Origin of the sequence: Reichenbachiella sp. MALMAid0571, from assembly GCF_040151475.1 — a bacterium.
GTDB lineage: Bacteria > Bacteroidota > Bacteroidia > Cytophagales > Cyclobacteriaceae > CAXBNB01.
Map to the genome: position 1 here is coordinate 15,264 of NZ_JBDKWG010000121.1, position 15,713 is coordinate 30,976.

General features: G+C 41.1%; 9 protein-coding genes. 7 read left to right on the forward strand and 2 right to left on the reverse strand.

The genetic code is table 11. The features are described from left to right. Positions 1-41 precede the first annotated feature (41 nt). On the forward strand, positions 42-1,910 hold the full coding sequence (locus AAOP42_RS08740; RefSeq protein ID WP_349528110.1) for a sulfatase family protein: 1,869 nt from the start codon (positions 42-44) through the stop codon (positions 1,908-1,910). Between the two features lie 165 nt (positions 1,911-2,075). Here AAOP42_RS08740 and AAOP42_RS08745 read toward each other — a convergent pair whose 3' ends face one another. Continuing rightward, on the reverse strand, positions 2,076-2,615 hold the full coding sequence (locus AAOP42_RS08745; protein WP_349528111.1) for an REP-associated tyrosine transposase: 540 nt from the start codon (positions 2,613-2,615) through the stop codon (positions 2,076-2,078). Between the two features lie 134 nt (positions 2,616-2,749). Continuing rightward, on the reverse strand, positions 2,750-3,871 hold the full coding sequence (locus tag AAOP42_RS08750; protein WP_349528112.1) for a DEAD/DEAH box helicase: 1,122 nt from the start codon (positions 3,869-3,871) through the stop codon (positions 2,750-2,752). A gap of 302 nt (positions 3,872-4,173) precedes the next feature. Between AAOP42_RS08750 and AAOP42_RS08755 the strand changes: the two genes are divergently transcribed. From AAOP42_RS08755 to AAOP42_RS08780, 6 genes are all read left to right on the forward strand, one after another. After that, complete coding sequence (locus tag AAOP42_RS08755; RefSeq protein ID WP_349528113.1) at positions 4,174-4,758, forward strand: RNA polymerase sigma factor; 585 nt, start codon at positions 4,174-4,176, stop codon at positions 4,756-4,758. A 77-nt stretch (positions 4,759-4,835) separates the two neighbouring features. Beyond that, positions 4,836-5,936, forward strand: a complete 1,101-nt coding sequence (locus tag AAOP42_RS08760) for a FecR family protein (RefSeq protein ID WP_349528114.1) — start codon at positions 4,836-4,838, stop codon at positions 5,934-5,936. Between the two features lie 154 nt (positions 5,937-6,090). After that, positions 6,091-9,486: a SusC/RagA family TonB-linked outer membrane protein gene (locus AAOP42_RS08765; RefSeq protein WP_349528115.1), complete on the forward strand. Its 3,396-nt coding sequence runs from the start codon at positions 6,091-6,093 to the stop codon at positions 9,484-9,486. Between the two features lie 30 nt (positions 9,487-9,516). Then, complete coding sequence (locus AAOP42_RS08770; RefSeq protein ID WP_349528116.1) at positions 9,517-11,022, forward strand: RagB/SusD family nutrient uptake outer membrane protein; 1,506 nt, start codon at positions 9,517-9,519, stop codon at positions 11,020-11,022. Between the two features lie 349 nt (positions 11,023-11,371). Then, entirely contained in the window at positions 11,372-14,215 is a 2,844-nt protein-coding gene (locus AAOP42_RS08775; protein WP_349528117.1) for a DUF1549 domain-containing protein, read from the forward strand. Between the two features lie 4 nt (positions 14,216-14,219). Continuing rightward, positions 14,220-15,653 carry a DUF1501 domain-containing protein gene (locus AAOP42_RS08780; protein ID WP_349528118.1) on the forward strand — a complete coding sequence of 478 codons (1,434 nt, stop codon included), beginning with the start codon at positions 14,220-14,222 and terminating at the stop codon, positions 15,651-15,653. Positions 15,654-15,713: the final 60 nt, after the last annotated feature.

The following is a 15,713-nucleotide window of genomic DNA, read 5'->3' on the forward strand; positions in this document are numbered from 1 at the left end:
TTACTATATTAGTATTTTGGAGCTTAAAATATACTTGTCGTATGAACAAACTAGTATTGGTTGTTGCCTGTTTTCTTTTCACCATCGGGTGCAAAGAAAAAAAAGAGTTGGTTATTGATCCACCCAATTTTGTCTGGTTGATGTCAGAAGACAATTCGAAGCACTACCTTAAACTCTTCGACGAACACGGGATTGCCACACCTAATATTGAAAAACTGGCTGAAAACGGATTGATTTATTCAAGGGCTTTTTCAAATGCTCCTGTTTGCAGTGTGGCCAGAACCACTCTTGCTACCAGTTGTTATGGCCCCAGGATCGGTACGCAATTCCACCGCAAGTCCAGTGTAGTACCAATGCCCGATAGTTTACAAATGTTTCCCGCTTACCTTCGTGAAGCCGGATATTATACGGTAAACAACAGCAAGACAGACTACAATGCCGAGAGTGGTAATGAGGTTTGGGACGAATCATCCAAAAAGGCACATTGGAGAAACAGGAAAGAGGGGCAGCCATTTTTCAGCCAAATTACTTACACTGATTCCCATGAGAGTCGGTTGCATTTTGACAGAGAATTGATGGATACTTACAAACCTACCATTGACCCGGACTCTGTTTTCGTGAATCCCAACCATCCGGATACGGAAACATTCAGGTTTACGAATGCCTATTACCGTGACAAGATGTTGAAAAATGACGAGTTTGTAGCAGGAGTGATGAAAGAATTGGAAGAAGATGGTCTGTTGGAAAATACCTTTGTATTTTATTTTGGGGATCATGGTGGGGTATTGCCAGGGAGTAAAGGGTATTTGTACGAAACGGGGTTGCATATTCCGCTGGTGGTGAGGATTCCTGAAAAATACAGAGATCTGGTCGGGATTGATGTAGGCTCTACTGTTGGCAATTTTGTGAGTTTTATTGATTTTGGACCGACTCTGTTGGCATTGGCAGGTTTGCAAGTGCCTGAAGGCATGGATGGTAAACCATTTTTAGGAAAGAATGTGGATCAGGAAGCATTGAAAAAGAAGGATGTAACTTTTGGTTATGCTGATCGATTTGATGAAAAATATGATCTGGTCAGGTCAGTCAGAAAAGGAAAATACAAGTACCTGCGCAACTATCAGCCATTTAACCCAGATGGGCTATACAATGTCTATAGATACAAATCACTGGCATATCAGGAGTGGCATGACCTTTACCATAAAGGGACATTGAATGAGGTACAAAAACATTTTTTTGAACCCAGGGAAGCCGAACAATTGTTCGATGTGGAGGCGGATCCTTATGAAACGAAAAACTTAGCTAACGATCCTGCCTATTATGACAAGGTGGTAGCACTGCGAGAGCTGCTAACAGAATGGGTAAAAGGCATGCCCGATTTGAGTTTTTACCCCGAATCGGAATTGGGCAAAGGAGCATTTCAAAATCCGGTGGCATTTGGGCAAAAGAATAAAACTGAAATAGCCGAGTTGATTGACATCTCTGACCTGAGCCTGTTGACATTTGATGAGGCGAGCCCGGCGATTAAGGAAGCTTTGACTTCTGACAACCCGATGAAAAAGTATTGGGCACTTATTGTCTACAGTAGCTTTGGACAAGAAGCCGGTTTGTTTTATCAGGATGCCAAAATGCTCACCAAAGATGAAAACCTGCTGGTGCGTACCCGTGCTGCGGAATTTCTGGCTCTTACAGGGCAAGAAGACCCAAAGCAAGTGATTGTTGAGACACTTGCGGCATCAAACAATGGCATGGAGAGTTTACTAATGCTAAATACAGTGGTGCTGTTGATGGATGGAGAATACCAATACCGCTTTGATATTGATGAAAAGCAACTTTCTGAAAAAGTACTGGAAAACGAGTGGGTGAAACGGAGGATGGAGTACATCTTGGCTAGGCAGGGAGGATTATTATAGGGCACGCTTATTTCAAAATTGTCATCATTCAGTAGCTCCAAGTCCATACCAGTACAACAATTACCTTGTCAAGACTAAGGAGAAAAGGGTATGAATTGACACTTATCAGAAAATGCAACCTTCTATTTGGTGAACCGCCTCGGCGCAGAAGTTATTTCCGTGCCCTCATTCTATCATTGTTACATCCAACAAGCCTTTTCCACCTGCACTACTATAAATATAATCTTCCGGACGATATACTATTCGTTCTTCCACTGGATTTTGATGGATGTAGTTGAGTTTCTGTTCCATCACCTTGTTGCCCGTTAATTCTATCGGATGGTAATTATTTTGCCAGAAAGCATATTTTTTGTGCTTGTTGCTTTTAGCAGCTATTCTTTTGAATATCCATAACATCCACTCTTTACGGCTCTCTTGCTGATTTTCTTCGATCGCCTTGCAAATATGAACTGAAGTATATTTCTTAAAATCCCTGATAATATCCTGAGGTTTGCGCTGACCAGAGCTCCTCAATATCAAATGAACGTGGTTGCTCATGATGCACCAAGCATAAACCTCAAGTCCCTTTTCCTTTTGACAATACCTAATGCTTTCAAGAAAAATATCTTTATAATACCATCGTGATAGCGCATCTACCCATGCCATAGTAGCAAAGGTTACAAAATACAGTTTGCTTTGATCTCGAATCTTATACTTTTCGCTCACAAAACAAAATAAAAGAATTCTACGATTTTGTTGCTATAAGGCACGGAAATAACTTCCCAAAAAGGGGCACGGAAATAACTTCCGCGCCAGAGGGGCAGTAGAGCAGGTTCTCAACTTACCTCACCTGCCTGAACTTACCTCACTTGCCTGATCTGGCTAAAGCCTATTCCTAGCGCTTTTTCGAAGTATTTGATTTGCTTCATTTCTGGTGAAGTCACGATACAGAGTGAGATGCCTTTTTTCCCGGCTCTGGCCGTTCTGCCGCTTCGGTGGGTATAGTATTCCTCTTTGTCTGGCAGTTGGTAGTGTACCACATACGCCAGGGCTTCTATGTCAATGCCCCTGGCAGCCAGGTCAGTGGCTATAAGTATTTGCAGGCTTTCATTTTTAAATGCCCGCATCACTTTGTCTCTTTCTTTTTGCAGCAGGTCGCCATGGATGGCATCTGCGGCTATGTTTTTGGAGATCAGTTGTTTGGCAAGTGTCTGGGTGGCGGCTTTGGTTTTGCAGAATACTACTCCCCGGTTTTTATGCTGGGTTTGTAAAAACTGGATCAGCACATGGAGTTTGTCTTCTCCTTCACAAATCACAAATTGATGTTCAATGTTTTTATTCACCACATTTTTGGTGTTCATTTCTATTCTGTGAGCATCAGGTGAGAGGTGTTCGTTTACGATTTGTTTGATTTCGTGTGGCATGGTTGCAGAAAAAAGCCATTTGCTTTTCACGGCTTTAACCAATTGCAGGATTTCATTCAGGTCTTTTTTGAAACCCATACTCAGCATTTCGTCTGCTTCATCGAGTACTATAGTTTCTACTTTTCTGATATCGACTGCTTTTCGCCTCACCAAATCGAGCAACCTGCCGGGAGTAGCTACCACGATGTGGGTCGGCCTTCTGAGTGCATTGATCTGATTTTCTATTTTCGCTCCACCATATACCGCTTCTGTAAATATTTTTTCGGTGTATTTGGTGAATTTAAACAATTGCTTTGCTACCTGTTGTCCCAGTTCTCTGGTAGGGCATAGAATGAGTGCCTGCACTTCATTGAGTTTTGGATCGATCCTTTGCAGCAGAGGCAGGCCGTAAGCTGCTGTTTTTCCAGTGCCTGTTTGAGCCTGTCCTACCAGGTCGGTATTGTTGTTTAGCAGTACCTGGATCACTTCACTTTGAATTTCGGTGGGTGTAACTATATTCAGCTCGTTCAGGCTCTTGATCAGGTCTTTGCGTATGCCGAGGTTTTCAAAATTTTTCAAATCTCATGAGTTAAAATGCCTGCAAAAGTAGGCATTATAGGTGATGATACGAAAAAGAGTGTGAAGGCAGCAGGATATATACATTTAAATAGACAAATCTCCTTACCGCACTCCTGACTGCCGTCAGGCAAGTTGTTGCGGTATCTTTTGGAGTCACAGCTCACCCTAAGAGGCCCCTGATCAGGTCATGGGATAGTAGAATTTTTAAATGCGTTTGTCCTGTCCCCACTTTATGAAATATAGTTTTGTTGGTTATTTTTTATAAATTACGTGTTGCCTGTAATCATCTATGGGTCTAAACTATGCACGAATCACTCTTAAAAAGTCAACACGATACTACTATCGAGGTTACGGATAGCGAGCTTTGGAATCACTTCAAATCCGGAGACTTGAAGTCTTATGAGTTGATATACCGGAATAATGTGCAGGACATGTTTAATTATGGAATGAGCATTGTTCATGATGAAGAGCAGGTAAAAGATTGCATTCAGGAGTTGTTTTTGGAAATATGGAAATCTCGTCGAAACCTGTCGGCAACCAACAACATCAGGTATTATTTACTGAAAGCACTCCGTTGGAAAATCAATCACTACAGAGCCAGAGAAGAGAAGATAAAGAATTTGGCTTCTCAGTTTGATTTTTACGAAAAGCATATTTCATTTCCATTCGAAGATGAACTCATAAGAGCACAAGATCAAATAGCAAACAAGCTGAAAGTTGAACTCGCATTGAGTAAACTGACTTCCCGTCAAAAGGAAGTCATTACTTTGATTTTTCATGAAGGATTGTCTTATGAGGAGGTGGCAAACATCATGTCGATAAGCGTTGGTTCTATCTATACGCTGGCCTGGAAGGCCATTTCACAGCTCAAAAAGGTCATCTTTTAGTTTTTTCAAAAAAAGATTCATTTTATTGAATAGATATTGCAGGTCAGATACATTATAGTGTAAATGACTGAATATCTATGAAGTACTCTTCTTATACCGCTGAAGATTTGGTACTCAATCCTGAGTTTAGGGAGTGGGTGTTAAATCCCACAGTTGCTTCAAACACCTTTTGGGAGAACTGGCTCAAACAATACCCTGAAAAGCTTCAGGAAGTGAAGGAAGCAAAAGAAATCTTAAAGAAATTTCCATTGGAACACAATCAGCTAAAAGATGAGGTGGTTGAAGACATTTGGAAGATACTGGAGCAAGCAAGTAAAAATGATGAATTTGATGAAGCAAAAGACAATACTTATGTGTTGAATTCAGAAACAGTTATCAGCAGGTTTGAAACAAAGAAGGAGCAGAAAGGAATTAGTTTGTGGAGGAAATGCTTACGCTATGCGGCTGTTGCTGTATTAGTTATAGCTTCAATAGTAGGATATAACAGCCTCGATGAACAGAAGACGGAAAAAAGCAATGTGCCCAAGCATATCGCTATGGTGAACAAAGAAACCCAAAGAGGTCAGAAGTCAACAATATACCTTAAAGATGGCTCTAAGGTGGTGCTCAATGCAAATAGCAAGCTTACCTATCCTGAGCAATTTTCCAAAGAAAACAGATTGGTGATATTGGAAGGGGAGGCATTTTTTGAAGTGGCAAAAGAAAGCAACCGTCCTTTTCAGGTGCGAACCGGAAGTGTGACTACCACTGCATTGGGTACTTCATTTAATATCAATACCAGAAACGAAGCAGTTCATATTGCTTTGGCTACAGGGAAAGTAGTGGTGTCTGGCGATTCTAAAAATCAAGAACCGGATATTATACTAAAGCCTGGAGAAGATACCAGATATTTTACCAAAACTCAGGAATTTGTTACAGGACTGTTTGATTATGACCTAATACTTGGCTGGAAAGACCAGACTATTGTATTTAAGAAAGCTGATGAAGATGACGTATTTTCCACCTTGGAAAACTGGTACGATGTGGATATTACCAGAACCAATAAACCTTCTCTGACCTGGGATTATTCAGGAGAATTTATAAAAATGGATTTGAATAGTGTATTGCTCTCTATTGGCTTTACCATGGATTTTGAATACACCATAAAAGAACAAAAAGTAACTATCACTTATCACTAAACATAAACCGAATATGACAGAATGATCTACTCTAAAAAGAGATAGTAACATTTAAGAAATGTTACTATCTAAATCGGCTTGGCAGAAGGTAAACTTTCTCAGGGATTGCCCTCTTTCAAGCACTTAAACTATATGTTAAATAAAACACAAAGATATGAAAAGTAATCTTTTACAACAATTGTTTACTTTGATGAAGTATTCATTATTGATTATCATTATTCAGACTATCAGCCTCAATCTTCTACTGGCTGATATAGTAAATGCTCAAAAAGCTCAGAGCATTCGAGAAGTATCTATTTCCCTTGAATCATCTCAAACCAAGCTGTTTGCCATACTTAGGGAAATTGAATCTAAAACGGATTATAAGTTTGCCTACAATGGCAAAGATTTGAAAAAGCTTAATTATATAAATACATCAAAGGATAAGACTTCCGTCTATGAGATATTGTATGAGATAGCAAGGCAAACCGGCTTAGATTTTAAGCAGGTAAACCAAACGATAAATGTAAGCCAGTCTAAAAAGAAAAATGGTGGAGAAGTTAAAATTAAAACCGCTATAGAACCGATAAAACTTACGGGTGTAATCACAGATGAGATGGGAGAACCAATGATAGGTGTTACTGTGCGGGTCCAGGGATCAAACACGGGAATGATTACAGATGTCAATGGCAAATACTCTATTGAGGCTGATACAGATGCTATTCTATTATTCAGTTTTGTTGGCTACATCACAGAACAAATTCCGGTAGGCAACAGAACAGTGATAGACGTTCAAATGAGACTAGATGCGCAGCAGCTTGAAGAATTGGTTGTAGTAGGATATGGATCCAAAAGAAAAGCGGATATCACCTCAGCGGTATCTGTAGTTGATATGAAAGATATGGGGAATCAGCCAGCTTCTAATGCTGCCCGGTTTTTACGGGGAAAGGCTGCTGGTGTTGTCGTTACTCAAGGATCAGGTACTCCAGGACAGGAAATGAGTGTTATGATTCGTGGGGTTAGTTCACTGGGTACAGATCAGCGTCCCCTGTATGTTGTTGATGGTTTTCCGGTTGGAAATGAGATGGGAAAAAACCTGAATCCTAATGATATTGAGAGTATTTCTGTATTGAAAGATGCCGCTTCTACTGCCATTTATGGTGCCAGAGGTTCCAATGGCGTTGTGCTTATCACCACAAAGCGAGCTAAAGAAGGCGAAGTGTCTATAACAGCTTCAGCAAACTACGGCTTTCAGAATATTCCTGATTCCAGAAGGGTTAAAATGATGAGCGGGCCTGAATATGCCCAATGGAGAAAAGAGCAATTTATTGAGAAATCGATACTTGCAGGAAATGGGGTGCCGTCTATTGATGATATACCTGAGAACTACAGGTATCCCGAGCAAACTAAATATTCAACAGATTGGTTTGATGAAATAATGAACCACAATGCCGCTTTTGAAAATTATAATGTTACACTTTCATCCGGCAAGGGAGATGTTAAATCGTTGGTTTCAGTCAGCTATTTAAATCAGGAAGGTGCTGTTATCAAAACCAACTTTGAGCGTTTCAATATCAGAGCGAATATCGACGGGAAGATTAACAATTTTATCTCGATGGGATTGAACATTGTAGGATCACACTCCAATGAACGTTTTGCTAATACAACAAATCGTGACGCAATAATTGGAAAGGCACTGTGGGCAGATCCACGGGAACCAGTATTCAATGAGGACGGAAGTTGGAATGACTATATAGGAGGTAATGGCGGTACGTTTGGTTCTGCCAATCCTGTAATGGAATTGCATCAGACTAAAAATACACAGGGTAGAAGCAACCTCACCAGCAATGGTTACATGCAAATCACATTTCTGAAGGATTTTAAGTTTAGAACTTCGGTAAATACATCCATTACCAATTTCAAAAGAAATGAGTTCAGGCCTTCTACTTTGGCTGGGACAGGTTTTGATCAGGCACCACCAAGAAATGCAACTTTAGCAGAAAGCTATACAAATTGGATTAATGTGTCCGCAGATCAATTGCTTTCTTATTCGAAGAGTATCGAAAACCACCAATTTGATGTGATGTTGGGTTATACTTCGCAGGAACAAACAGATAGGTCGTTATCGGGAACTGGCAATACTTTTCCGGATGATGAAATAAGATTTTTGGATAATGCAGAGAACACAACTACCAGTTCCAGTGAATCAAGCTGGAGTTTACTGGCCTATTTTGCCAGATTAAATTACAGTTACAAAGGCAAGTACCTGATGTCAGCGTCTTATCGCCGGGAAGGTAGTTCCAGATTTGGAAAAAATAATCTTTGGGGAACTTTTCCGGCTGTATCAGTAGGATGGAGGCTTTCAGAGGAAGCATTTATGTCGGACTTAAGCTTTTTATCTGATTTAAAGCTAAGGGCCAGTTTTGGTGTGACTGGTAACAATAATATCGGTGAATACAATAATTCAAGTAATCTAAGCACAGAGGGTTACATTATTGGAGGGCAGTATGCTTCAGGGCAAAAGCTAAGCGGGTTTGTCAATACCAATTTGGGTTGGGAACAATCAGACCAACTTGACATTGGGCTTGATTTGATGGCATTTGACAACAAATTGTCATTTACAGCAGAATTGTATAAAAAGATTACCAATGACATGCTGTTGAGTGCACCGCTTCCAATTATTACCGGGTTTAGTTCTACTTTGACCAATCTTGGAAAAGTAGAAAATAAAGGGCTTGAACTGGCTATTGGATACAGGACGAATGTCGGACAGGACTTAAGATTGCGAGGTGATTTTAACATTGCTTTCAATAAAAATAAAGTGCTGGAAATCAACGGAGATAACGATGAGTTATGGACAGGTGGTTTCTACGGTACTTACAACCGCTCTACTGTGGGTCGTCCTATTGGCGTATTTGTCGGATATCAGATGTTAGGTATTTTCAATACTCAGGCTGAGATAGACGCATCGCCTGTTCAGGATGGTGCTATTCCTGGAGTATATAAGTATGCCGATATTAATAATGACGGAATTATTTCGTACAGCAACACCGGAGGAGATATGGTTGAAATTGGCAACCCACATCCTGATTTTACCTGGGGTTTGACTCTTGGTGCAGACTACAAAGGGTTTGATTTAAATGTACTATTTACCGGGGCTCAGGATTATGATATTTCCAGACAGATTGAAAAAACCACATTGAATATGGATGGTGTCTTCAATATTTTGGCAGAAGCCAAAAACAGGTGGAAATCTGCTGAGGATCCTGGTAATGGTTGGATACCAACTTCCAGTCATTGGAAATGGGAACGGGAAACAAACTCAAGATACATTTATGACGCAAGTCACATGTGGGTAAAGAGCATAACGCTTGGCTATACTTTACCTTCTACTACTCCGGTACTTGCAGGCACACGGTTTTATTTCAACATTGACAACTTGCTTATTGTTACAAATTACCCGGGAAATAATGTTGATATCGACAGAAGCGATGGAAGATCATTTGGAGATGATGATGAGGCATATCCGGTTCCCAGGATAGTGACCCTGGGGGCAAGCATCAGGTTTTAATTTTAATTAAACTTCTAAAATTGATTTCTTATGAAAAGTATATATAAAATAGTAAGTATAGCAATATGCATGTCATGTTTATCATGCAGCGATGACTTTCTCGATAAATCTGATCCCACTCGTCTGAATGCAGGTACTTTTTACCAGACGGAAGAGCAGTTTGATCAGGCAGTTAATGCGCTTTACGGTGGACTACAGACTATAATTAGCAACCAATGGCAGTTTGGTGAATTTATTTCTGACAATACCACGCTACACTATAACGTGGAGAATAGGGGAAATGGGCCTGGACTTGAAACACTTGAATATTGGCAATATATTGAGGGTACTTCAAATGTTCAGAGTTTGTATGAATCATTATATCAACAGTTGGTTAATGTCAATACTGTTTTGCAACGTCTTCCTGGAGCTGATATTAATGAAAACGCCAAGTCAGGTTTTGAAGGTCAGGCAAAATTCATCAGAGCGTATTTATATTTTCAGCTCGTACAGCATTTTGGAGATGTTATTCTTCTTACAGAACCAATAGATGAGCCTTCTGTAGCCTGGACTTATGCCAGATCACCTGCATCAGATGTATACGCTCAGATTGAAAGTGATCTTACAGATGCTGCTTCAGTGCTTCCTCCAACTCTGGATGCTTCCGATATAGGAAGAGTATCTAAAGGTGCTGCTCTATCCTTGCTTGGCAAAGTGTACCTTACCAGAAAAAACTATGGCAGTGCAGTAACCACACTTCAGCAGGTGCTTACTTTAGGGTATGATTTGCTGGATGATTATTATGATGTTTTCGATCCTGATATGAAAAATCATGCTGAATCTATATTTGACGTCCAATTTCAAGGCGACAATGACCTTGGAGAGCAAAGTGGTTTTACATATAATTTTTACCCTCGACAATCTGATGGTTTAGTCATTCCTTTCCCTGGTGTAAGTGGTGGTGGGTGGAATATACCCAGTCTCGATATGATTGCGGCTTATGAAGAGGACGATTTGAGAAAGGATGTGTCATTGGCGGAGGGTTATTTTGATCAGGATGATAACTGGGTAGCTATTCCTTTTATTAAGAAGTATTATCACGATCATAGCATACAAGACCGTCCAGATGACAATTGGCCAGTGATCCGGTATTCAGATGTATTGCTCATGCTGGCAGAAGCAATCAATGAGGAGTCCGGGCCAGGAAGTGCATATACTCACCTTAATAAAGTTCGTAAAAGAGCAGGGCTGGATGAGTTGGATGGTTTAACCAAAGAATCCTTTCGAACGGCGGTACTCAAGGAAAGAAGGGTGGAATTGGCATTTGAAAACCACAGGTGGTTTGATTTAAAAAGAACCCACACTCCGGATGAGTTGGCAACATTTTTAAATGCCTATGGAGAAATTGAAAAGGCTAATCCTACCACAAGCAGAGGTGGTTTTGGTTTTACTTCAGCGGAATATTCTTTCCAACCGCATGAATATTTGTTTCCTATTCCTGCATCGGAAAGATTAATAAACAAAGAACTCACACAAAATCAGGGTTATCAACAATAAATCTTTAGTAATGATGAGGCTGTCTCAAAAGTTAAACAGTTGCCGGACTCCTGACTGCCGTTAGGCAAGTTGTTCCGGCATCTCTTTAGAAACGCAGCAATAGCTGTTTCTAGGACAGATCCCAGAATAAATCTGGGAATTATTTGACTTTTGAGACAGCCTCATTTTAAATACAACAACCTATTTAATATTACAGTGACTCGAATTAAATCTATTTTTGGTAAGCTTATTGTTGGTATTCATTATTTTACGAATGACAATTTTAGTCACCATGAATAGTTTTACATTTGTATATATCACCAAAAGTATATAATACTTTCATTAAGAATATTTTTTTATTTTAATAGTTATGAATGAAAATGCATGGAGTTGGATACTTCAATTTTTAGGTCGCCTGCATCCGTTGGCGGTTCACTTCCCAATAGGTTTGTTGGTAGTCGCATTGTTTTTAGAGTGCCTTACCATAGGAGGTAAGCGAGTAGGGCTGAGGGAAGGGATCAATTGGATGGTGTATATGGGAGCCTTGTTTGCGGTGATGGCTACCATTTTGGGTTTGTTGTTACGGACTTTTGACGATTACACCGGTGATTTGGTGCAGACCCATCAATATTTAGGGATAGCCACAGCAGTATTTTCGGCCATTACCTCATTGTTTTTAATGAAAACCCTGCAAGGAAAGTTAGCCAACTACTTTTTGTACAGAGCAGCACTGGTTGTTACGGTGGTGTCACTGACCGTTACAGGCCATCTTGGAGCGAATCTTACCCATGGTGAGGATTTTCTTACCGGGGTGTTGCCTGGAAATACCGATACCTACGACAATGAAAACACCACCTTGTTATTGGCTCAGCTCACCCAACTCGATTCTTTATCAGAGATAGAACAAGACAAGCTCAACCTGGAAGTCCGGGCTATTTTTGCCCACAACTGCTACCAGTGCCATAGTGAGAATAAGAAAAAAGGAGACCTGGTACTGGAAAACAAACGGGGAGTATTCCAAGGAGGAGAATCAGGCCCGGTCATTGTAGCAGGAAAGCCTGAAGAGAGTGAGATCTATAAACGCATCACCCTTTCCCCCAATCATGACGATGTAATGCCCAAAAAAGGAAAAGTATTGAAATCCAATGAGATTGCCCTGATCAAATTGTGGATCAAAAATGGAGCCCATTGGTCGGACAAGGCACTGAAGGTATTTCCCGAAGCACCGTTGACCCTCACCAAACCAGAATTGCCAGAGAGTGGCCTTAATCATCCTGCCGATAAAATTATAGATGCTTATTTTGAAAAAAACAATGTGGATTGGCCTGAAGTGGTCGATGATCATACTTTTATCAGAAGGGCTTATCTGGACGTAATCGGACTGTTGCCAGAGCCTGCTCAGGAAGAGGCATTTGTAAACAATCAAAGTGCTGACAAAAGAAGTAAACTCATAGATGAATTGTTAAGCGATCAACACAACTATACCCAACATTGGTTGAGTTTTTGGAACGACCTGTTTCGCAATGATTATTCAGGAACGGGATTTATTACAGGAGGACGAAAGCAAATTACCGACTGGCTGTACCACTCATTGCTGGAAAACAAATCCTACGACCAGATGGTAAAAGAGTTGGTAAACCCGACAGAAAAATCTGAAGGATTTATTAAGGGGATACAATGGAGAGGAGTAGTCAATGCCAGTCAGCGTACAGAAATGCAGGCCGCCCAGAACATTGGGCAATCGATGATGGGAGTGAACGTAAAATGCGCTTCCTGTCACAATAGCTTTGTCAGCAACCTGACACTGGATCAATCCTATGGATTTGCTTCCATCTTTGCGGATTCTGTGTTGGAGCTCAACCGTTGTGACAAGCCTATTGGTAAAATGGCTAAGGTCAATTTTCTCTATACAGAACTCGGATCAGTAGAAGCCGAAACTATAAAAGAACGACTGCTGAAACTCTCGGAAGTGATGGTGAAACCTGAAAATGGCAGATTGTACAGAACCATTACCAATCGTATTTGGAAAAGACTGATAGGAAGAGGCATAGTAGAACCAGTTGACGAAATGGACAATGCACCCTGGGATGCCACTTTGCTGGATTGGTTGGCGGCTGATTTTATAGACTCCGGGTATGATTTGAAGCATTTGGTTAAGAGAATTATGACCTCCAGGGCATACCAGCTTCCAACAGCAAACTATGAAGCCGCCGAAGAGATCAGGTCGAAGAAATATGTATTTAACGGGCCTGTTGTCAGGCGTATGAGTGCCGAGCAATTTTCTGATGCAGTCAGCCAGGTCATTGCTCCTGTGTATTACGCAGTAGCCTATGATCCCAATCAGGAAGGCTTGTCTTCGAGAAGAATTTGGCACAGAGAGATTAAATTTGACAGGGATGTACTGCCCGATCCGGGCAAACGATTTTTCCGGAATGTTTTTACACTTCCACAAAAGGAAATAGCAATGGCTAAGGCACTCATTTCAGTGGATCATTCTTATACCCTGTTTGTAAATGGTAAAAAAGCTTCGCAGGGAGATGATTGGAGAAAAGTAGATAAGCTGGATTTGAAAGGCCTGTTGGCCGCCGGAGACAATATAATAGCAGTGGAAGGAATCAACGAAGGAAATATTGCCAATCCTGCCGGTATTTTGTTTGCTCTTAAAATACAATATGGTGATGGAGAGGAAATCATGATACAATCCAATGGAGATTGGAAAAGTACTGACACCCAGCCATCCGAAGGATGGATAGATTTAAAGTTTGAAGATCAAGAGTGGAAAAAAGCCAGAAACTATGGGGAAAAGCATTGGGACAAGCTGGTCAACTATAAATTTGAAGATGATGGAAACGCATTTGCAAGAGCCAGTTTGGTGAAACAAAACCCTTTTATGAAAGCCCTCGGCAGGCCAAGTAGAGAAAATGTCGCTACCACAAGAGACGATCAGGCGACATTGCTACAGGCCCTGGAGCTTACAAATGGCGCATACTTTAATAGTGTCTTGGCTGAAGGAGCTTCACAATGGCTTCAGGACTATGATGGAAATGGAGAAAAGATAGTAGAAAACCTATATCAAAAATCGCTGGGGCGTAATCCCACAAAACAAGAAAAAAATGTAATGTTGAGTACTTTGGGAGACACGCCCGGTCAGGACGTTGTACAAGACCTGTTTTGGGCTACATTACTTTTACCTGAATTTCAATTTATTTACTAGTACTATGGACTTACAAACAGAAAATTCAAGAAGAGAATTTATAAAAAAAATGGGAGCAGCAAGTCTGGCTGCCATGTCAGCAAGTATTCCAACAGCTAGTTTTTTGAGCTCATGCAGCACGGCTGCTGAAATGGCCTCTACCGCCGATACCGTTATTTTGTTGTGGATGGCCGGAGGTATGGCACATACCGAAACCTTCGACCCAAAGGCTTATGCTCCTTATGAAAAGGGTATAGAAAGCAAAAGGGTACTGAGTACTTTTCCAAAAGTACCCACTGCTGTAGATGACCTTTATTTTTCCAAAGGATTAGAGTCGATCGGCAGTGTGATGGACAAAGGTGCGATCATCCGTTCGTACAGGTCGGCAGATTTGGGGCATATTCTGCATACCCGGCATCAATACCACTGGCACACTTGTTATGAGCCACCACAGTCGGTACAGGCACCACATATAGGATCCTGGATAGCTAAGGAAAAAGGCCCTTTGAATCCTGTAATCCCACCATTTATAGCGATGGGACAGAGGTTTACAGTAGGAGAGGCCGAAGAGTTAAAAGCCTTTCATTCAGCGGGATTTTTGGGAAGTGAATATGGCCCGTTTCTGATTCCTGACCCTTCCAGTGGTTTGGATAGCGTACGTCCTCCCCAGGGCATGTCTATGAAAAGATTTGAAGCCCGGTACAAGCTCTATAAGGAACTGACCAACAAGAGTCATGTAATGGAACGAGGAAGTGATTATCAAAAAGAATCACTGATGCGGTCAATGGAGCAATCGTATCGTTTGTTGAATTCTCCTGAGGCAGAGATTTTTGACCTTTCGAAAGAACCAAAGAAAAGTTATGACACTTACAACACAGGTCGGTTTGGCCAGGGTTGTTTGCTGGCCAAAAGGCTGGCAATGAACGGAGCGAGATTTATAAGTGTATCGACAGAATACGAACCGTTTTTAGGATGGGATACCCATGAAAACGGGCACTCTCGTTTGGTAAAAATGAAAGAACTTGTTGACAGGCCTATTGCACAATTGATCAAAGATTTGGATGAGACTGGCCACTTAGGCCGTACCCTCATTGTACTGGCCAGTGAGTTTAGCCGTGATGCGATTTTAGAAGGCAGGCCCGGAGAAAAAATCAAAGACCAGGTGGATCAGCCTGATGTTATCGAAGATGAGAAATTCTATGGAATGCACCGTCATTTTACCGATGGCAGTTCCATATTGATGTGGGGTGGAGGGATCAAGAATGGCTTGATTTACGGTAAAACGGCCGATGAAAGGCCTTGTTCGTCAATAGAGAAAACGGTAGTAATAGACCAGGTACACCAGTCGATCTATCATGCGCTGGGCATCCATCCGGAGACACATTATACCATTGAAGGCCGGCCATTTTACACCACCCCTGACGGGCAAGGCCAACCGATTTTGGATTTGTTTGCATAGTACCTTTTTAAAAGCATGAAAAAATCGTAGACACAACAAAACAAACACATTTAAAAACTA